Origin of the sequence: Pontibacter pamirensis, from assembly GCF_010015475.1 — a bacterium.
Classification (GTDB): domain Bacteria; phylum Bacteroidota; class Bacteroidia; order Cytophagales; family Hymenobacteraceae; genus Pontibacter; species Pontibacter pamirensis.
The window spans coordinates 136,714-154,860 of sequence record NZ_SSNI01000011.1 but is presented as its reverse complement, the minus strand read 5'-3'; the positions used below and the strand labels follow the sequence as shown (position 1 = coordinate 154,860).

At 48.8% G+C, this 18,147-nt stretch carries 16 protein-coding genes; 10 read left to right on the top strand and 6 right to left on the bottom strand.

Annotated elements, in window-relative coordinates:
- Positions 1 to 202: 202 nt before the first annotated feature.
- Both E1919_RS11330 and E1919_RS11325 read right to left on the bottom strand, forming a co-directional pair.
- Positions 203 to 1,747, bottom strand: a complete 1,545-nt coding sequence (locus tag E1919_RS11330; RefSeq protein WP_162053516.1) for a vanadium-dependent haloperoxidase — start codon at positions 1,745 to 1,747, stop codon at positions 203 to 205.
- Between the two features lie 4 nt (positions 1,748 to 1,751).
- Entirely contained in the window at positions 1,752 to 2,690 is a 939-nt protein-coding gene (locus tag E1919_RS11325; protein WP_162053515.1) for a hypothetical protein, read from the bottom strand.
- A gap of 429 nt (positions 2,691 to 3,119) precedes the next feature.
- Here E1919_RS11325 and E1919_RS11320 point away from each other — a divergent pair, with 429 nt between their 5' ends.
- A complete protein-coding gene (locus tag E1919_RS11320) occupies positions 3,120 to 4,238 on the top strand; it encodes a Gfo/Idh/MocA family protein (RefSeq protein WP_162053514.1) in 1,119 nt (372 codons plus the stop codon).
- A 184-nt stretch (positions 4,239 to 4,422) separates the two neighbouring features.
- Here the strand turns inward: E1919_RS11320 and E1919_RS11315 are convergent, their stop codons facing one another.
- Positions 4,423 to 5,862, bottom strand: a complete 1,440-nt coding sequence (locus E1919_RS11315; protein WP_162053513.1) for a dicarboxylate/amino acid:cation symporter — start codon at positions 5,860 to 5,862, stop codon at positions 4,423 to 4,425.
- A 313-nt stretch (positions 5,863 to 6,175) separates the two neighbouring features.
- On the opposite strand from E1919_RS11315, the gene E1919_RS11310 reads away from it, so the two are divergent.
- The 4 genes from E1919_RS11310 (at position 6,176) to E1919_RS11295 (ending at position 9,873) form a co-directional block, all read left to right on the top strand.
- Positions 6,176 to 7,165, top strand: a complete 990-nt coding sequence (locus E1919_RS11310; RefSeq protein WP_162053512.1) for a dipeptide epimerase — start codon at positions 6,176 to 6,178, stop codon at positions 7,163 to 7,165.
- Between the two features lie 178 nt (positions 7,166 to 7,343).
- On the top strand, positions 7,344 to 7,793 hold the full coding sequence (locus E1919_RS11305; RefSeq protein ID WP_162053511.1) for a MarR family winged helix-turn-helix transcriptional regulator: 450 nt from the start codon (positions 7,344 to 7,346) through the stop codon (positions 7,791 to 7,793).
- A 500-nt stretch (positions 7,794 to 8,293) separates the two neighbouring features.
- Positions 8,294 to 8,980 carry a YceI family protein gene (locus E1919_RS11300; RefSeq protein ID WP_162053510.1) on the top strand — a complete coding sequence of 229 codons (687 nt, stop codon included), beginning with the start codon at positions 8,294 to 8,296 and terminating at the stop codon, positions 8,978 to 8,980.
- A gap of 125 nt (positions 8,981 to 9,105) precedes the next feature.
- Complete coding sequence (locus E1919_RS11295; protein WP_162053509.1) at positions 9,106 to 9,873, top strand: DUF6503 family protein; 768 nt, start codon at positions 9,106 to 9,108, stop codon at positions 9,871 to 9,873.
- 67 nt (positions 9,874 to 9,940) lie between these two features.
- On the opposite strand, the gene E1919_RS11290 is transcribed toward E1919_RS11295, so the two are convergent.
- Complete coding sequence (locus E1919_RS11290; protein ID WP_162053508.1) at positions 9,941 to 10,486, bottom strand: hypothetical protein; 546 nt, start codon at positions 10,484 to 10,486, stop codon at positions 9,941 to 9,943.
- 294 nt (positions 10,487 to 10,780) lie between these two features.
- Here E1919_RS11290 and E1919_RS11285 point away from each other — a divergent pair, with 294 nt between their 5' ends.
- The 5 genes from E1919_RS11285 to E1919_RS11265 all read left to right on the top strand — a co-directional run bounded on the left by E1919_RS11285 (position 10,781) and on the right by E1919_RS11265 (position 16,018).
- The gene (locus E1919_RS11285; RefSeq protein WP_162053507.1) at positions 10,781 to 11,068 is read left to right on the top strand and encodes an ATP-dependent Clp protease adaptor ClpS; all 288 of its coding nucleotides are present in this window, start codon (positions 10,781 to 10,783) and stop codon (positions 11,066 to 11,068) included.
- Positions 11,069 to 11,081: 13 nt separating this feature from the next.
- On the top strand, positions 11,082 to 11,690 hold the full coding sequence (recR, locus tag E1919_RS11280; RefSeq protein ID WP_162053506.1) for a recombination mediator RecR: 609 nt from the start codon (positions 11,082 to 11,084) through the stop codon (positions 11,688 to 11,690).
- Between the two features lie 314 nt (positions 11,691 to 12,004).
- Positions 12,005 to 13,219, top strand: a complete 1,215-nt coding sequence (locus E1919_RS11275; protein WP_162053505.1) for a pyridoxal phosphate-dependent aminotransferase — start codon at positions 12,005 to 12,007, stop codon at positions 13,217 to 13,219.
- The gene (locus E1919_RS11270) at positions 13,219 to 14,241 is read left to right on the top strand and encodes a bifunctional heptose 7-phosphate kinase/heptose 1-phosphate adenyltransferase (RefSeq protein WP_162053504.1); all 1,023 of its coding nucleotides are present in this window, start codon (positions 13,219 to 13,221) and stop codon (positions 14,239 to 14,241) included. The genes E1919_RS11275 and E1919_RS11270 overlap by 1 nt, the downstream gene beginning before the upstream one ends.
- Entirely contained in the window at positions 14,219 to 16,018 is a 1,800-nt protein-coding gene (locus E1919_RS11265) for a TrkH family potassium uptake protein (protein ID WP_162053503.1), read from the top strand. Before E1919_RS11270 ends, E1919_RS11265 begins: the two co-directional genes overlap by 23 nt.
- A 271-nt stretch (positions 16,019 to 16,289) precedes the next feature.
- Here the strand turns inward: E1919_RS11265 and hemE are convergent, their stop codons facing one another.
- Positions 16,290 to 17,330 (bottom strand): uroporphyrinogen decarboxylase, encoded by a 1,041-nt coding sequence (hemE, locus tag E1919_RS11260; protein WP_162053502.1) that lies wholly within the window; start codon positions 17,328 to 17,330, stop codon positions 16,290 to 16,292.
- Between the two features lie 170 nt (positions 17,331 to 17,500).
- Complete coding sequence (locus E1919_RS11255; protein WP_162053501.1) at positions 17,501 to 18,124, bottom strand: MarC family protein; 624 nt, start codon at positions 18,122 to 18,124, stop codon at positions 17,501 to 17,503.
- Positions 18,125 to 18,147: the final 23 nt, after the last annotated feature.

Below are 18,147 nucleotides of genomic sequence, written 5' to 3'. Positions count from 1 at the left end.
TTTATCTGTCATCGTACTGCAGGCAACTTTGTACTGCGTGGTGTGCAGACGAGGTAATCAGCTGCCCTAGTAATAAAGCGACTGTGATTTACGAGCTTTAGGGTATGAAAACGGAAAGGTTTGATTTTAAACAGGCTACTCCGGATATACACTATACCCGGAGTAGCAAAGCTTATTACTGGAGGAATTTCTGTTTCAGTGGTTATTCTGCTCCGTCTGTTCTGGCCCGTGCTATAGCATAGTCACCTACTTTGCTACCTGCTTCTAAACCTTCCTCGCAATCTGCCCGGTAGTGAATGCCACCAAATAACCTAGAGTCAGAAGCTTCCTGTGCCATAGCCTTGAAATCAATTGCCCGTTCAGGTATAATATGCCCTAGTACAGTGGCCGCAGCTCCGCTGAAAGTAGAATGACCGGATACATAAGCAGGAAAATTCGGCACTCCGGTGAGCGTTTTAATTTTCGGGTCCAGCTGACAAGGCCTGGCGTTGAAATAGTAAAACTTTGTATTCCAGCACAGAATGGCTGCATCCATCAGGGCGGCATTCAGTAAGGCGTAGTTACGTGCCCAACGAACTTCGCTGTACTGCTTCTTTACAAATTCCTCAGTGGCAATGGCATTCCAGTGGCCTGGTGGTGTTGAAGTGCCTACTCCATCTGCCCAAAAGTTAACAATGCGCATGTGTTCACGTGTAGGATTTAATGTGTAGCTCAACACCTCATCCAGCTCTTTGCGCATTTGCTCAGAGTTAGCAGACGGAGGGGGACCCGGACGCAAGGCAGGCACATCTGACCTATCAAACAGCAAAGGCTTTACATCACCGAAAAAAGGCAGCATAGGCGGGCGCTTGGGCGTTTCCAACGAAAGCCAGGGAGTTTCACCTTTCGCTCTGCAATCGTCTTCCAACTTGGTCCAGAGTTCCTGGGTGCCAACTGAAGCGCCCATGCCATCCGTCTTCGCTCTTTGTATGACTTTCCGGGCCACCCATCTGCCCAGAGAATCGCCCGCTACAACATCACTCCGCACATTGGCCCCACTCCACAGGCGGTAGTTCTTTTCCTCTTCCGCCATTTTAGTGAGATAGGCTACATCAGCCGGAAACAAAAGCTTCATCATTTCCAACGATGCTCCCGCTACCACCGCATCCTCTGAAGGGTAAGCAGCTAACTCACTTTTAAGTATAGCTGGTTTGATGGAGGCATCCGCATGGTAAGGAGCTGCCCGTTTAAATTCATTCTTAAAATGATGGGCCATCACGAGCGCATCATACTGTGCCGCGCTTACATAGGCATAGGCCCTGGCTGCATAAGGCGGATTGGAAAAAGGGAATACCGGGTAAGCAAACGGGTTGGCGGCACTTGGTATCGGATAGGTTTTATCAGGGTTTTGATAAGGAGGCAGGTTATGCTTGGCTACCAGTTCCCTCATAATCTCGTTCCACCGCAGCACGCTGCCTACCTTCCAGTAATCTATAATGCGTTTCTGGTCTGCTGTTAAGTTGGCTGTCATGGTTTTGAGCTCCTTCAGTTCCTGCAGGTAGGCAGCAGAAGTAGCAGGCTCAGGAGCAGAAAGTGGAAAATCGGCCGCAGAAGATACGATGAGCGGAGTCCAGGTGCCGGCCTCTGCGTCGGTCTGGGTTGGTTGCAGGGCCTGGTAGCCGGCGTTTGTCTCCACAACGTCTTTGTCGCAGGATACCAGGTGCAGGAGGCAAAGGCAGGATAATAGGAAAGTAAAGGGCTTCTTCATGTGGTTATTTGCTTGCGGTGTTTGAAGTAAAGTCAAAGATATAATCTACCCCGGCCAGGAAGCCGATGGCCTGTCCAACGTTGCGGCCAGCCAGCGTGTGCCAGCCGGCAGCATGGAGGCCCAGCGCAGGGATGCGAGCAAGGTAGTGTTTCGCCTCAAGGCCCACCCGCGTGCTGTTCATCCGGTTGCTTACAAAAGGCATGTCGTTCTTACGGATGTCGAACCCACCAAAAGTAGTCATGTTATCGACAAAGGCCTCTGCAATAGTCCGGCTGCTTCGGTAGCCTGTGCGCAGTTGGAAGTTCCCGGCATCCGGCATGTTTACTTCATTAGAGTTGATGAGGCGGTCGGTATAATATGCCGAGCGGTCTATCTTTACATTGCCCCGGTGCAGGTAAGCACCCGAAAGGGTTAAACTGAACTTATTCACCTGCAGGTCAGATATGAGCCTGCCGCTGAGAACCTGACTGCCCAGGCCAACGCTCATGGGCAGAAATTCGATATTGTACTGATTGGTGGGGGTAGAGAAGCCACCAACGGCAAAAACCGACACTTTCTGCCTATCGGCCTGCCACTGCAAAGCCCTCCATTTAACAGCAAGGCTGAGGTCCTGGAAACCTTTCAGGCCACTTAAAGTACCCTTGCTGGAGGCTGTTTGGATGTAGGGTAGGGTAGCCATTATGTTCAGGTTCTCCTTCAGCCCATAGTTCAGCATGAGCGCGGCGGCCTTCGAGGTAACTCTGCCCAGGTTCTCATTGTCCCGATTAAAGTTGCCTTCCCAATAGTTTGTCCAACTGCTGTACTGCACAGTAGCTGCCACACAGAGTTTTCTCTCGCCCATCATCAGGGCATCCTGCTCGGTCTGGGCATAGGAAGCAGCAGGGAAAAAACTCATGCAGAGGGCCATAATTCCTAGAAGGAGCGGGTAGTAAACCTTTTTCATAAGTGGTTGATTGATGTGAAAGTAAGAGGGGAATCAGGAAAAAGCAGGATGATACCTGCCACGTATGAGCGGTTTAGTGGGTAGTGCAGTATGAAATGTCACAGCTATAAGAGCGTCCAATGACCTCAAAATAGCTACTGAAGGTGCTGTGTTTCATATGCTTCTTTTACCACGATTACATAAATATATAAATTTTTAACTGATATCAGCAAAACTGACAGAAAATATTTATTTGTTAAAAACAAATAAGAGTTAATAAGTTAATATAGCTGTATGCAAAAGTTAGGGCAGAGGTGGTGTGGTAGTGCCAGACTTGCCTGCTCTGAATTGAATAGAAAGAGGAATAGCCTGATAAATTCATTTTAAAAATAAATTTTATTATTTTAGACTGCTTCGAAATTTACGAAAGCTTACTCTAAAAAAACTGCTATGGATTCTCGTCGAGACTTTTTACAAAAGCTTACCCTTTCAGCAATGGGCTTGCCCTTGATATCATTGTCCGGTTCACCTGACATGGCTGCGTTTTACAGAGAGCCTTATGAAGGGCCTGTATTACGGGTGGCCATTATGGGCCTGGGCAGCTACGGAACCCGGGTCGCGGAGGCAATGCAAGATTCCCAAAAGGCCAAACTAGTAGGCGTTATCAGTGGCACCCCCTCTAAAATCAAAGACTGGCAGAGCAAGTACAATATCCCGGCGAAGAACTGTTACAACTACGAGAACTTCGACCAGATTAAAGACAATCCGGATATAGATGCGGTGTATGTTATCACCCCAAACGGCCTGCACCACGACCAGGTCATACGGGTAGCCAAAGCCGGCAAACATGCCATTTGCGAAAAGCCAATGGCCGTGAACGCCAAAGAAGGGCAGGAAATGGTAGATGCCTGTAAGAAAGCTAACGTGAAACTGCTGGTGGGATACAGGATGCATTTCGAGCCCAAGACACTGGAGATTATCCGGATGCGGGAAGCAGGCGAGTTTGGGAAAATCATGTTTTTCCAGGGCTTAACCGGTTTCAAGATAGGGGACCCTAATCAGTGGCGGTTAAACAAAGAACTGGCTGGTGGCGGTGCCATGATGGACATCGGCATTTATTCTGTAAATGGGGCGCGTTATATGGTAGGGGAAGAGCCTGTTTGGGTAACGGCACAGGAAACCAAAACAGACCCGGATAAATTTAAAGCCGGCGTTGACGAAACCATTCAATTTCAGTTGGGCTTCCCCAGCGGAGCAGTAGCGTCCTGTTTGTCGACGTACAGCATGGGGAACCTGGACCGCTTTTTCCTGAATGGCCAGCAAGGGTATGCCGAACTGCACCCGGCTACAGGCTATGGCCCTATCAAAGGGCGTACCCATAAAGGCGAGTTAAATCAGCCCCACCAGACGCACCAGACTGTACAGATGGACGAAATGGCGGGTATTATTTTGGAAAGCAAAAAACCGGTTGTGCCTGTAGATGGCGAAGAAGGCCTGAAAGATTTAAAAATCATCGATGCCATTTATCTGGCAGCCAACACAGGTGAAAAGGTGAGCCTGAAATTGTGATGCCTCCATGACCCTTCTTCTTTTCTTGCAGAACAAAGTTCAGGGAGAGCGTTTTCAACTTTTATAAACAAGAAGCCCCGCTGCCTTAAAAGGCCACGGGGTTTCCTGTTTAGATGGTGATGTTGGCGCCGGGTGTTCAGTAAAATGAACGATGGCACCAATGTTCAGAGGCAGGTCTTCAAAACTACACCAACTCCGGCGTTCGGTCCTCTTCCTGCTTATCCTGCAAAAGCTCCGGTATAGTTGTCTCTACCAAACCAGTTTCCGGCTGCAGGTCAAACTCACCTTCCCAGCGCGCTACCACGGCTGTGGCAAGGCAGTTGCCGGTTACGTTAATGGAGGTGCGGGCCATGTCCATCAGCTCGTCGATACCGAGGATGGCGAATACCGGCCATACCGGCAGATTAAAAGAAGCGACGGTACCTAAAAGTATAACCAAAGAGGCACGTGGCACTCCCGCCACGCCTTTACTTGTTAGCATCAGCGTAAACACCATTACCAGCTGCTGCTCCCAGCTTAGCGGAACACCAGCGGCCTGCGCCACAAACACCGATGCAAGCGCCAGATACAAGGTAGTGCCATCCAGGTTAAAACTATAGCCTGTCGGCATCACAAAGGCCACAATTCTGCGTGGCACACCCAACTTCTCCATCTCTTCCATGGCACGGGGCAGTGCCGCTTCAGAACTGGTAGTGGCAAAGGCAATGGAAACCGGCCCGGACACTGCCTTCAGGAAGCGCCTGATAGGTATGCGGGCAATCAAGGCCACCGGCAACAGCACCAGCAGCACAAACGCGAGGAGCGCCACATACAAAGTGGCCAGCAACTGGAACAGGTTCAGCAGAATGCCAAAACCCATATGGCCTACCGTATAGGCAATGGCTGCACCCACGCCTATAGGAGCGAAGTACATGATGATGTTCGTGAACTTGAACATGGTTTCGGAGAGGCTCTCGCAGAAGTCCAGCATGGGCTTGCGTTTTTTCTCGTTCACCATAGCTAGACCAATGGCAAACAGCACGCTAAACACCACTATCTGCAGTACCTGGCCCTCTACAATTGATTTGGCGATGTTCTCCGGGAACACGTGCAGGATGATGTCGGCAGCCGACTGTTTGGCCGGGGCCGCAATCTCCTCCTGTCCCTGCGCAATAACGCTGGAGTCGATGCCCTCGCCAGCTTTGCTGATGTTGATAGCTGCCAGACCGATGAAAAGCGCCAGCGTCGTAACTATCTCAAAATAAACAATGGCTTTCCAGCCCATGCTGCCTACCTGTTTCAGGTTGGAGTGGCCCGCTATGCCTACTACTAGTGTAGCAAAAATAAGCGGGGCGATAATGGTTTTGATGAGTTTAAGGAAAACTTTGCTCAGCACATTCAGGCTTGTGGCGAAAGTCGGAAAATCATAGCCGATTTCAGCGCCCACTACCATGCTGATGAGAATCCAGGTGGTAAGCGTGCGTTTCTGCAGGCCGTAGAGCAAGAGCACGCTGATACCCGCCCAGCGTACAGCCGTCAGAGCCTCAGCCGGCAAAGAAATAAAGCCGTACTGCTGCAGCACAGTAAGTATGGCCGCGATGGTAATGCACAACAGCGTGGCCAGAGGTAAAAAAGACTTTTTCATAAAGTATATAAGGTAAAATACGCCTGCCAAGAATGGCAGCCGCCGGAAAAAGCCTTTGTAGGAAATGCGTCTGTAAAGCCTTTATTAAGAGCAATTGCCGACAGGGCACAGCTACATTAGCTTAGCAAATATAGGGGCAAAAAGCACATCTGCAAACAGGTGGAATACGATTCGAAAACTATTTTTTGAGACGATAAACAGCTGCACAGGGAAACTTTATACATCCTTTCAAGTTGGAGGTAATAAGGATGGCTTTTTAGGCTAAAAAGATGCTATTTATGCTTTCTGATTTTATCTAAACTACTTTATAAATATGCTGACATGGCGCATAGAGGTGCTGCACCTCAAACTGAAGTACACCTGGAAGATTGCCCGGAATGCCAGCGACGAGAAACTGAATTTTCTGGTGCAGGTAACCGACGGAACCTTCAGTGGCTTTGGTGAGGCGGCGCCAAACATACGCTATGGCGAAACCCCTGAACTGCTGTTGCAGCAGTACCAGGTGCTGTTAATGGCGGGGCTGGCTAACATTAACAGTATGGAGGCCCTGATACAGTTGTTGCAGGAGCACCTGCCGGTAAATTCGCTGCGCTTTGCCATTGAGTCAGCATATCTTCATTATTTTTGCCAGCACAAAAGTATTGCCGTGCACCACATGCTGGGCCAGAAGGCTCCGGGGGAGCAGGCCACCTGCTATTCGCTGCCTATTATGGAGCCCGGGCTGGTGCAGGAGTTTATCCGTGCCAACAACCTGAACCGCTTCAATAGCCTGAAGGTAAAGGTGAACCACCAGGAGGGGCTCGACATGGTGCAGGAGGTGTTGAAAGCTACGCCCCGAAAGGTGGTGATAGACGGAAACGAAAGTTGGAAGGGCCCCGATGAACTGATGAATTTCCTGAATGCACTGGACCCGAGTCAGGTGCTTTTTGTGGAGCAGCCTATGCCTGCCTCGCATGCCGCCGCCTATGCCCACATTAAAGGAATCAGCCCTATTCCTCTTGTGGCAGATGAGTCTGTAACGGATATAGCCGACTTCCAACTGCTGCAAACGCAATTTCATGGCATCAATATTAAGCTTATGAAGGCAGGTGGATACCTCAATGCCGTCAGGCTTCTGCAGGAGACGCGGAAGCACGGTATGATGGCAATGCTCGGCTGTATGGTGGAAACATCCCTTGGGATCTGGTCGGCCATGCAATTGAGCAGTGCCTTCGACTTTGTAGACCTCGACGGCTTCCTAATTCTGGAAGAGGACCCGTTTAAGTTGGTGCGGGAGCAGGATGGTATTTTGTATTTGAAGTAGACCAAGTTGGCGCTGCCGCTGTTGTTTTATTGTTTGTTTGAACAATGATTCTTAACTTTTGGCAGTTTTTGTTGTTATAAGTTGAATTTTAGAGCATTATTGAAATAGGTGGTATATTGTTTGTACATTAAGTGTATATACATATATTTGTAACACTATCAGGGGTTTAGTCTTAAGAATGAAGATAGAAGAAGAAATAAAGCAGCCTACTTTTAAAAGTGAGTATCAGAAAGCGCACATAAACCTGATTTATACATCCGGTTGGGTACAGCAGGCACAGGCAGGCTTGTTTAAGCCTTTCGGCGTAACGCTGCCGCAATATAATGTACTGCGCATTCTGCGCGGGCAGCACCCGAAGCCTGCCACCATTAGCCTGCTGATAGAGCGCATGCTGGACAAAACATCCAACGCTTCTCGCATTGTGGACAAACTGGAGGCTAAAGAGCTTGTAACCCGGGAGCAGTGCCCTGCTGACCGTCGGACCGTTGATGTGCTGATAACAGAAAAAGGTCTGGCTTTGCTGAAGGAGATGGATAACTTGGAAAGCGGGGAGGGAACCGGTATAACCAACCTCACAGAACAGGAGGCGGCGCAGTTGAGTGATCTGCTCGATAAAATCAGGTCTTAAGTGCCTATCATAGCTAAACTATAGATTTCGAAGTTGTTAGGAGGAAAAAACGATGAGTTTATGCCATCACATCACACAACTGATGGTTAATCTATTCTAACTGCTAAAAATTAATCGCCTCTAACTCATCAGTAAGACAGCCTGGCAGCTACTGTGTATAGGCAGCTTCTTTTTTAGCCTTCATAAAAACTGGCAGGCTAGCTTCACTCCAAAACGCAAAAACTTTTAGCTGGTAGTGGTGTTAACAGTTGTAGTATTAGCAGAAACCAGAATTTTTTCAAATTAATTAACCGCAAGAGTGCGTTTTACAAATGGTGTTTATGGCTGTAAACTACTGATTTGTAATTATTTTCTGCAAAAGTGCCAAGTAATTTATAGGAATGTGAACTAAATATCTTGTGAAGTGTTTGTACATTAAATGTAGATACATATATTTGCAGTGTATTCCAGAGCAAAGGCCCGGAACTTAAAAATTTGAAAAACTTAAACAAATCCAACAGATGAAAAGAACAGCTATTTACGCTTCATTTGCAGCAGCACTTTTATTCACAGCTTGTAGCGAGGGCTCCACTGAGACTGAAACCACTTCAGAAGTAATAACAGAAGCAACTACTCCTGCTGACGGAGAAACCTACAACGTTGTAACTGAGCAAAGCGAAGTAAACTGGCTTGGCAAGAAAGTTGGTGGCGAGCACACTGGAAACATCGAGCTACAGAACGGTGAGTTGGTAGTAGCCAACGACCAGTTGGTTGGTGGCACACTGGTAATCGATATGAATACGATTACAAATACAGATATCACAGCTGAAGAAGACAATCAGAAGCTTGTAGGTCACCTAAAGTCTGATGATTTCTTTGGTGTAGAGAAGTATCCAACGGCTACGTTCGAAATAACGAATGTGACGCCAGTTACGAGTGCCGCTGCTGGTGAGGCAACACACAATGTAACAGGCAACCTGACTATTAAAGAAAAGACAGAGCAGGTTTCCTTCCCGGCTGTTATCAATGTAAACAATGGCACTACCACTGCAAAAGCTGATGTAACCGTAGACCGTTCTAAGTTTGATGTGCGTTACGGCTCTAACAGTTTCTTCGATGATTTGGGTGACAAAGCCATCGACGACAATTTTACTATTACATTTGATGTGACTGCACAGCAGACAGCTAATGCAACTGCACAGAACTAAATAAACCTGTTTTTATTTCGATTTCCGCTCCACTCTTTCCGAAGAGTCGGAGCGGTTTTCGTTTTAGCCCATGCCATTCTATTGCGCGGCAATACCTACCTTTGCCCAGGCAAACCCTTGATTTGATGATGAACCGGATACGACATACTTATTTTCTGCTGTTGCTACTGGCCCTGTTCTCCATGGGCTGTACAAATGATGAAAGCGCTGATGCACAGGCCATCGTGGATGCCGCCATTGCTGCACATGGCGGCGAGAGATTGGACCAGGCTGTGGTGGCTTTTGAGTTTCGCGACAGGCAATACCGAGCCCTTCGCGATAATGGGGCCTTTGTTTACAGCCGCACGTTCACTGACGATTCTACAGGGCAGCGCATACACGATGTGCTCAGCAACAGCGGCTTTAAACGGACAGCAGACGATATACCGGTAGATGTGCCACAGGAGCGGCAGGAGGCGTTCAGTGCTTCTGTTAATTCTGTAATTTACTTTGCCCTGCTTCCTTACTTTTTAAATGATGCCGCCGTGCAGAAGGAGTATTTAGGCGAGGCCACGATAAATGGGGAGCCTTACCATGAAGTGCGGGTCACGTTTGAGGCAGAGGGTGGGGGAGAAGACCACGAGGATGTATATGTGTACTGGTTTCATCAGCAGCGCCATACCATGGACTACCTCGCTTACAATTACAAGGAAGAGGACGGGAGTATAGGCACCCGGTTCCGGGAGGCCACCAATCCCCGGGAGGTAGGCGGCGTCCGCTTCCAGGATTATACCAATTATACCTCTAAAGAAAACTTTCCCCTCGGAAACTACGACAAAGCTTTTGAGGCAGGCAAACTGGAGAAGGTGTCAGAAATCAAACTGGAGAACGTGGAAGTGAGGGAGCTCGAGTAAATTTTGAATGACTGTATAGTTGAATTCTCTCTATTCAGTCATTTATCCAATTATTCAAAAATAAAACCTACTCCACCTCAAACTCCTGCGGCAACGCAACAGGCACAGGCTTGCTGCGGCTGTGTATCTGCTGCAGAAAGTCGTCTACAGCAGATTTATACTCCAGGTGATAATCCTCATGCAGGTTTTTGCGGATGAGCTGTATGGTGCGGAGCAGCAGCCGGGCGGTGGTCGTGTAAAAGCCTTTGTAGTAGCTGTCGAACTGGCCGGTGAAGTTATCGAAAATGAGGCGCAGCGTGTACAGGTGCAAATCTATCTCAGCCTTCTTGCTTTTGGTGATGCGCTTAAACCGTGCTATTTCCTTTGTCGCCTTTCGCAGGGCTTTGGTGAGCGACTTGGCTAAGCTCCGGCCGCTGGCATTCAGCAGCAGCTCATGAATTTTGTCTGTACTCTGCTCATACACTTCTTCCAGCGTTACCTCCTCTACCAGCTCGAACGAGAGCAGTTCATACAGTTCGGCATCACGGCGGGCAGCCTTCAGAATAATAGCTTCTTTTTCTTTGTCGCTCAATTGTTTTACTGCCTGGCGAAAGGCCGCAGAGATGGCTGGCATAAGCGTGTATTTAGTTTTTTGAAGTGAGAATGGCTGCGCCTCCGTTATGGGCAGCCCACACTTCTGGTTTAAGAAGCACTGTTGGGCGTAAAGATAGCAGCTTCAGGTTTTAAATTAGAATCAGGTTGCTTTTACGAGGCAAAAGAGCAGCAGGTAATTTAGTGGAAACCGGAATCAAAGAGGTGCCGGAATTGTTAAAACAAGCAGCTAAACTGAAAGCCGGTAGCTGAAAGAAATGGCATTGAACAGAGCCAGCAGCTTCGTTAAGTGCTTAATTATTCGTATTTTTGCATTATGAACTGGGAGAGAGAAATTTTACACAAAGAAGAGTTTGAGGTAGAGTTGCTGGAGGAGAGCACTGACCTACGCAACCTCGTGGTTTACAACGACGATGTAAACACCTTCGACTATGTGATAGAGACGCTTATCAAAGTGTGCCGTCATACGCAGGAGCAGGCGGAGCAATGCACCATGCTGATCCATTACAAAGGCAAGTGTACTGTAAAAGTAGGCTCTTACGAAGAGCTGATGGGTATGTGTACCAGCCTGCATCAAAAGGACTTGTCAGCTGACATTGAGTAGAAGAGGAGACTGAATGAATTTTCCGTCGAAGTTGATTGAGAATGCTGTCGAGGAGCTGGCAAAGCTACCGGGCATAGGGAGGAAAACTGCGCTGCGTCTGGCATTGCACATGCTGAAAGAAGAGTCGGAAGAAACTTTTTTGCTGGCAGAATCGCTGGTGAAGATGCGCACCGATGTGAAGCATTGTAAGCAGTGCCATAATATTTCGGATACAGAAATATGCAGTATCTGCTCTAATCCCCTGCGCGACAAGGGCGTGCTGTGCGTGGTGAGCGACATCCGGGATGTGATTGCCATTGAGAATACCTCGCAGTACAAAGGACTTTACCATGTGTTGGGCGGTGTTATATCGCCACTGGAAGGAGTGGGCCCGTCAGATCTGGAGATAGAATCACTGCTGGAGCGCTTGCCGAAGTCTGAGGTGAAGGAAATTCTGCTGGCTATCAGCCCAACCATGGAAGGCGACACTACAGCCTTTTACCTTACCCGTAAACTCCGCGACCAGAACCTGCGCATCACCACCATTGCGCGCGGTGTGCCTGTAGGCGGCGAGTTGGAGTATACCGACGAGATTACGCTTGGCCGGAGCATTGTGGAACGAACTGCTTACGGCAAAGTATAGCAGGCTTTCCGGCAGCTAAGGAAGATTACAGGAGGCTGGAACAGATAATTTGCCGGGATAAAAAATTGCAAAAGAAGACTTTACTTCCTCCTCCTTTACCAGTATAAGAGTATACATCCCCAGAATACCTTTAGCTGTAACATACTCTCTGCTGCCTTCAGAAGCAGCTTGTTATCTTTTTTCTTTCGTTTTCTTTTTGATTCTCAAGGCTTCTTGCCAATTTACCTGCTAATGCCGCAGCAGCAGCAGCTAAAAATTACAAAGGTGGAATTCTGTGGCTTTATGACTAAATTGCCAGCTTAATGTTAAAAGAAATGCAAAACACAGAGGAAGTAAGATCAGCACTGTCAGACAGAATCCAGGCCCTGTCTGAATCTCAGACAATCGCCATGGCCAAAAAAGCGCGTGAATTGGCTGCTCAAGGGTTTGATGTGATCAACCTAAGCTTTGGGGAACCTGATTTCCAGACGCCGCAATATATTAAAGATGCCGCCAAGAAGGCGATTGACGATGGCTTTACCTTTTATACCCCAGTACCCGGCTACCCGGAGCTGCGCCAGGAGATTGTAAATAAGTTTAAGCGCGACAATAACCTGGACTATAAGCCGGAAAACATCGTGGTTTCAACCGGTGCAAAGCAAAGTATAGCCAATGCAGTAATGTGCCTGGTAAACCCGGGTGATGAAGTAATCATTTTTTCTCCGTATTGGGTGTCGTATGAGGAAATCGTAAAGCTGGCCGAGGGAGTTTCGGTGCCGGTTATGGGCAGCCTTGAGAATGACTTCAAAGTGACAGCTGCGCAGCTGGAGCAGGCTATTACTTCTAATACGAAGCTGGTGATGTACTCTTCTCCAAGCAACCCTACCGGTGCTGTGTGGGACGAAGATGAACTGCGTGCCATTGCCAAGGTACTGGAGAAGCACCCGCAGGTGTATGTGATAGCAGATGAGATTTACGAGTACATCAACTTCGAGGGCAAACACTTCAGCCTGGCCTGCGTGGATTCCATTAAAGACCGCGTGGTAACGGTGAACGGCCTCTCCAAAGGCTATGCCATGACGGGCTGGCGTGTAGGCTATATGGCCGCAAACAAAGAAATTGCTGCTGCCTGCGACAAGCTGCAAAGCCAGGTTACATCCGGCACCTGCTCCATTTCACAAAAGGCTGCAGCTGCTGCCTTACAGGGAGGAAAGGAGTCGGCACTGGAGATGGCAGAGGCATACCGCCGCCGCCGTAACCTGGTGCTCGACAGTATGAACGAGATAGAAGGCTTTAAGACATACCTGCCAGCTGGCGCATTCTATATATTCCCCGATGTAAGCGATTATTTTGGGAAGAGCTACGAGGGTAAAACAATAGAGAACTCCGAAGACCTGAGCATGTTCCTGCTGGCAGATGCCCACGTGGCAACTGTAGGCGGCGAGGCTTTTGGAGCGCCGCAGTGTATCCGTTTCTCTTTTGCCACATCCGATGAAAAGCTGACAGAGGCCCTGCGCCGCATCAAGAGCAGCCTCGCAAAACTGCAGTAATGAATCAATTTTCAAGCCTAAAGGCCTTGTTTGAGGCCTTTAATGGGCTGCAGGTGCTGGTGGTGGGCGACGTAATGATTGACTCCTATCTATGGGGGAAGTCAACGCGCATCTCACCAGAAGCACCTGTACCCATTGTTAATGTCATAAAACGGGAGAAGCGCCTGGGTGGGGCGGCCAACGTCGCCCTTAACATAGAGGCCATGGGAGCCGTTCCGTTATTGTGTTCTGTGATAGGCGACGACCAGGACGGAGCAGACTACCTTCGCCTGATGGAAGAAAAAGGCCTGTCATCGGAAGGCATCGTGCAGAGCCCCGAGCGGGTAACCACCATCAAGCACCGCATTATTGCCGGGGCACAGCAACTGCTGCGCGTGGACTCGGAGATTGAGCACAACCTCACCGACTACGAGGAGCGCCACCTCGAAGAGCGTTACCTGAAGCTGCTGGAGAGGTCTGATGTCGTTATCTTCGAGGACTACGATAAAGGCGTTTTCTCGGAACAGAACATCCGGCGCTTTCTGCAACTGGCCAACGAGCGCAACATCCCCAGCGTTATCGACCCCAAAAAGAAGAATTTCCTCAGCTACGTAGGCTGCACCTTGTTCAAACCAAACCTGAAAGAACTGAAAGAGGGCCTGAAGGTTGAGTTTACCGACGAGAACCTACCTGCTTTTGAGGAAGCTGTGGCCGACCTGCAGAAACGCCTGCAGGTACAGCAGGTGCTGGTTACCCTTTCGGAGCGAGGAGTATTTGTGGCAGATGGGGAAGAAAAGACCTATATCGGGGCGCACCGCCGCTCCATCTCCGATGTGTCGGGAGCCGGTGACACTGTTATCAGCGTTGCGGCGCTGTGTGTGGCGCTTCGAACCTCGAAGGAGTTTATGGCGGGCCTCAGCAATTTAGGAGGCGGCCTGGTGTGCGAGCAGGTGGGGGTGGTTCCCATAAACAAGTCGCGGCTGTTTGAAGAGGCCGCACAGATAAGGTTGTTTGAAAAGAATGAACACAGAGTCGTTAAATAGATTTTTATACGGCAGTAAGTTAACGGCGTATACTATTATGCGCCGCAGCACTTATGTGCTGACACTATTGGCAATAGGATTACTGGTTTACGCGCATGGGGTGGTCGAAAGCCCGTTTCAACTGCAGTTGTTATTTTACGCTATCGATGCCATCCTTGTCACTTTTGTGCTTATTTACATCCTGCGCATCCTTTATGCCTTTGAACGAGTCAAGTTTCTGAGGCGAACCTGGTTTGAAGGGAGTCTCATGAGCATCATCTTCCTTAACGAGTTCTCTACCTACATTCTGGATTATCCGCTCATTTATAACGTTTTTGAGGGGATTGGTATCCCGCTCTCGGTGGAGTTTTATCGGGTACTGGTGTCACTGTATATGCTGGTGCTGTTGATTGTGGAATTGCTGGAGACGCAGGTGCACCTAAAAGCAATTCAGTTAAAGCCCTCTATCACGTTCCTGCTTAGCTTTATCTCGCTGATATTGATAGGTACTGGTCTGTTTATGCTGCCAAAAATGTCGAACGCGCCAGACGGCATTCGTTTCCTGGACGCGTTGTTTATGGCTACGAGCGCCTCCTGTGTAACGGGGCTGGCAGTGGTAGACCCTGGCACCTACTTTACATTTGCCGGGCAGGTTGTGTTGCTGCTGCTCATACAGATGGGTGGTTTGGGTATACTTACCTTTGCCACGTTCTTTGCCTCCCTTATGCGCCAGGGAGTGGGTATAAAGCAGCACGTAGCCATGCACGAACTGCTGGAAAGTGAGTCGCTTTTTTCTACCAAGAACCTGATGCGCAAACTCATTTTCCTGACACTGACGATAGAGGCTATCGGTGCCGTGGCCGTGTTTCTGACCTGGGGGGCAGAAGCGCAGTTTACCAACCTGGGCAGTAAGATTTTCTTCTCTGTTTTCCATGCGGTGTCTGCTTTTTGTAATGCTGGCTTCTCCCTTTACCCGGAAGGCTTGTACACGCAGCCAATCCGTTTCTCATACATCATGCACCTGGTTATTGCCTTACTTATCATATTTGGAGGACTTGGCTTTCCTACTATTCTGGATGTGCTATCGCCAAATAATATGCGTGCTCGTATGGAGATGCCTTGGAAGAACTGGAAGATGTCCTCTCGTATCACTATCTATACCACTGCTTTCCTGCTGGCCCTGGGTACAGTCGGCTTCTTTTTGCTGGAGTACTTTAACACCCTCTCCAGCCTCGGTTTTGCTGAAGCACTCATTGCCTCTTTCTTTCAGTCAGTGACCACGCGTACTGCCGGCTTTAACACAGTGGACATTTCGGCGCTTACAGTGCCTACGCTGCTGCTTTTTATCTTTCTGATGTTCATTGGGGCCTCTCCGGGTTCAACGGGAGGAGGTATAAAAACGACCACCTTCACCGTTATTCTGTTTGCCGTCGCCACAACTATCCGCAATAAGCGCAATATGGAGATTGGCCATCGTACCATACCGCACTCTGTGGCTTACAAAGCCTTTTCTGTGTTCACTTTTGCTGCCATCATCAACCTCACGTTTATCTTTATCCTCTCCATCAGCGATGCACAGTTCGATATCATCAAGCTGGCCTTTGAGCAGGTTTCTGCCTTTGCGACGGTAGGTTTGAGTACAGGAATAACTGCAGGTCTTTCTGATGTGGGAAAATGCGTCATTATCCTGTCGATGTACCTGGGCAGGGTAGGCACACTTACGCTGGCGCTGGCGCTCAGCACCCGTGCATACTCTACAGCCTATAAGTATCCGGAAACACAGCTGGCAGTTGGTTAAGGAAGTTATCTTGAGTTAGAAAGTTAGAGGGTTAAAAAGTTGAAGAGTGAGGATGTATTTTCTATACTGCAGATAATTCCCCTCCTCGGAGGGGTAGGGGTGGGTTTCGTTCTGCAGTCAGCTTTAGAGTTTAAAATTTCAAAAGAAAGGTTTACCATAAAAGAGAAAGGCCCGCTGTTCAGGCGGGCCTTTCTCTTTTATGGTGGTCAGAATACAAGTTTTAAATGCAACAACTCTTTAACTTTCTAACCCTCTAACTTAAAATAGCTTTTTAACTTTTAACGGCTTCGCCATACTCCTTTACCGTCTGCACAAAGCATTTTACTTTCTCGGGGTCTGTGTCGGGGTATACGCCGTGGCCGAGGTTAGCGATGTGGCGCTGGGGGCCGAATTCCTTCAGCATTTTAATGGTCTCGTGCTGAATGGTATCAAAGGAACTGTAAAGCAGGCATGGGTCCATGTTGCCTTGCAAGGTTTTGTTGGGGCCTACCTGCTGGCGAGCCGTTTTGATATCCATGTTCCAGTCCAGGCCGATGGTGTCGCAGTTGAGTTTGCTGAAATCCTCCAGTGCAAAGAAGGCGCCTTTGGCAAACACCGTTACCGGCACATTGCGGATTGAATTGCAAATTTCGCTGATGTACGGCAGGGCAAATTCACGGTACTGCGCCGGCGAAAGAATACCCGCCCAGGAATCAAATACCTGTATCAGGTTCGCGCCAGCTTCTACCTGGGCCTGCAGGTAAGCAGTGGTGGTTTCTGTTATCATACGGAGCAACTGGTGGGCTAGCTTCGGGTTAGTATACAACAGGCCACGTGCATGCGAGAACGTTTTGGAGCCGCTGCCTTCTACCATATAAGCCAGAATGGTCCAAGGGGCGCCGGCAAAGCCTATCAAGGGAACACGCCCATTCAAAGCTCTTTTCGTGACTCTGATAGCCTCGAACACATAATGCAGGTGCTCGTGCGGATCTGCCACACGCAGCTTTTTCATGTCGGCTTCTGTGCGGATGGTTTTTGGGAACAAAGGCCCCCGTTTCTCCACCATCTCATAGGTGCAGCCCATGGCTTCCGGCACTACCAGGATATCAGAGAAAATAATGGCTGCGTCTACATCCAGTATGTCAACAGGTTGTATGGTAACCTCAGCGGCTAGTTCCGGTGTTTCCACCAGCTCTTTAAAGCCACTCAGACTGTTACGTACGGCGCGGTATTCAGGTAAAATGCGTCCTGCCTGGCGCATGAGCCACACAGGTGTGCGCTCTACTGTCTCGCCTCTGGCAGCTCTTATAAGCAGATCGTTCTTCAGTTGCATGCCGCAAAGATACGAGAAAGTTGTTGATTGTGAATTGTTGATTGCTGTAGGTTTGATAGTTAAATTGTTAAACTGCTAAATGGTTACAATAGCTGCTTTTCATGTTCCTGGCAATTTAACAATGTAGCCATTCAACAAATAATAATTTACAATCAACAATTCCAAAGAGGTTACCGCTCGGCAAAAAACAGGGCTGTAAGGGCAGACACGATAAAGTTGACGCCAATGGATAATACAATAAAACCCATGATGCGGGAGAGCGCCGCCAAGCCAGACTTACCCATTACGCGCGTAAGTTGGGATGAAGAGCGAAGGATAAAGTAGGAAACGCCTGCCAGCAGTATAATGCCCACCAAAATAAAGAGCATGTCCAGCACAGACAGCGAAGTAGTGAAAAGACCGATGCTTATCGCGATGGCCCCAGGTCCGGAAAGCATGGGCATCGCCAGCGGCGTAAATGAGATGTCGTCTTTCTGCTGCCCTTCTTCCACAACCTCCGGTGATATCTTTTTCTTGTTTGCGCCTGGCGTCATTAAATCGAAACCTGCCCGCATGATCATGAGCCCACCGGCAATACGCAGATCGTGAATACGGATGCCGAAAAAATTCAGGATGTACTGCCCTGTCAGGAAAAAGACAGCCAATATGCCTACCATGTACAGACAAGCCTTCAGCGCCTGCTGGTTTCTTTGTGCGGGAGTGTCATCCTGTGTTAAGGTCAGGAACACAGGCATGGCTCCGAAGGGGTTTACAACAGAGAACAAGGCAGAAAAAGTAGCCAGTATGATTTCCATAGGTGATTTTAGGCGTAAAAAGC

Excerpts from the sequence above, each read along its gene's own strand:
- E1919_RS11330 (WP_162053516.1), bottom strand. The coding sequence starts at position 1,747 with ATGAAGAAGCCCTTTACTTTCCTATTATCCTGCCTTTGCCTCCTGCAC.
- E1919_RS11325 (WP_162053515.1), bottom strand. The coding sequence starts at position 2,690 with ATGAAAAAGGTTTACTACCCGCTCCTTCTAGGAATTATGGCCCTCTGC.
- E1919_RS11320 (WP_162053514.1), top strand. The coding sequence starts at position 3,120 with ATGGATTCTCGTCGAGACTTTTTACAAAAGCTTACCCTTTCAGCAATG.
- E1919_RS11315 (WP_162053513.1), bottom strand. The coding sequence starts at position 5,862 with ATGAAAAAGTCTTTTTTACCTCTGGCCACGCTGTTGTGCATTACCATC.
- E1919_RS11310 (WP_162053512.1), top strand. The coding sequence starts at position 6,176 with ATGCTGACATGGCGCATAGAGGTGCTGCACCTCAAACTGAAGTACACC.
- E1919_RS11305 (WP_162053511.1), top strand. The coding sequence starts at position 7,344 with ATGAAGATAGAAGAAGAAATAAAGCAGCCTACTTTTAAAAGTGAGTAT.
- E1919_RS11300 (WP_162053510.1), top strand. The coding sequence starts at position 8,294 with ATGAAAAGAACAGCTATTTACGCTTCATTTGCAGCAGCACTTTTATTC.
- E1919_RS11295 (WP_162053509.1), top strand. The coding sequence starts at position 9,106 with ATGATGAACCGGATACGACATACTTATTTTCTGCTGTTGCTACTGGCC.
- E1919_RS11290 (WP_162053508.1), bottom strand. The coding sequence starts at position 10,486 with ATGCCAGCCATCTCTGCGGCCTTTCGCCAGGCAGTAAAACAATTGAGC.
- E1919_RS11285 (WP_162053507.1), top strand. The coding sequence starts at position 10,781 with ATGAACTGGGAGAGAGAAATTTTACACAAAGAAGAGTTTGAGGTAGAG.
- recR (WP_162053506.1), top strand. The coding sequence starts at position 11,082 with ATGAATTTTCCGTCGAAGTTGATTGAGAATGCTGTCGAGGAGCTGGCA.
- E1919_RS11275 (WP_162053505.1), top strand. The coding sequence starts at position 12,005 with ATGCAAAACACAGAGGAAGTAAGATCAGCACTGTCAGACAGAATCCAG.
- E1919_RS11270 (WP_162053504.1), top strand. The coding sequence starts at position 13,219 with ATGAATCAATTTTCAAGCCTAAAGGCCTTGTTTGAGGCCTTTAATGGG.
- E1919_RS11265 (WP_162053503.1), top strand. The coding sequence starts at position 14,219 with ATGAACACAGAGTCGTTAAATAGATTTTTATACGGCAGTAAGTTAACG.
- hemE (WP_162053502.1), bottom strand. The coding sequence starts at position 17,330 with ATGCAACTGAAGAACGATCTGCTTATAAGAGCTGCCAGAGGCGAGACA.
- E1919_RS11255 (WP_162053501.1), bottom strand. The coding sequence starts at position 18,124 with ATGGAAATCATACTGGCTACTTTTTCTGCCTTGTTCTCTGTTGTAAAC.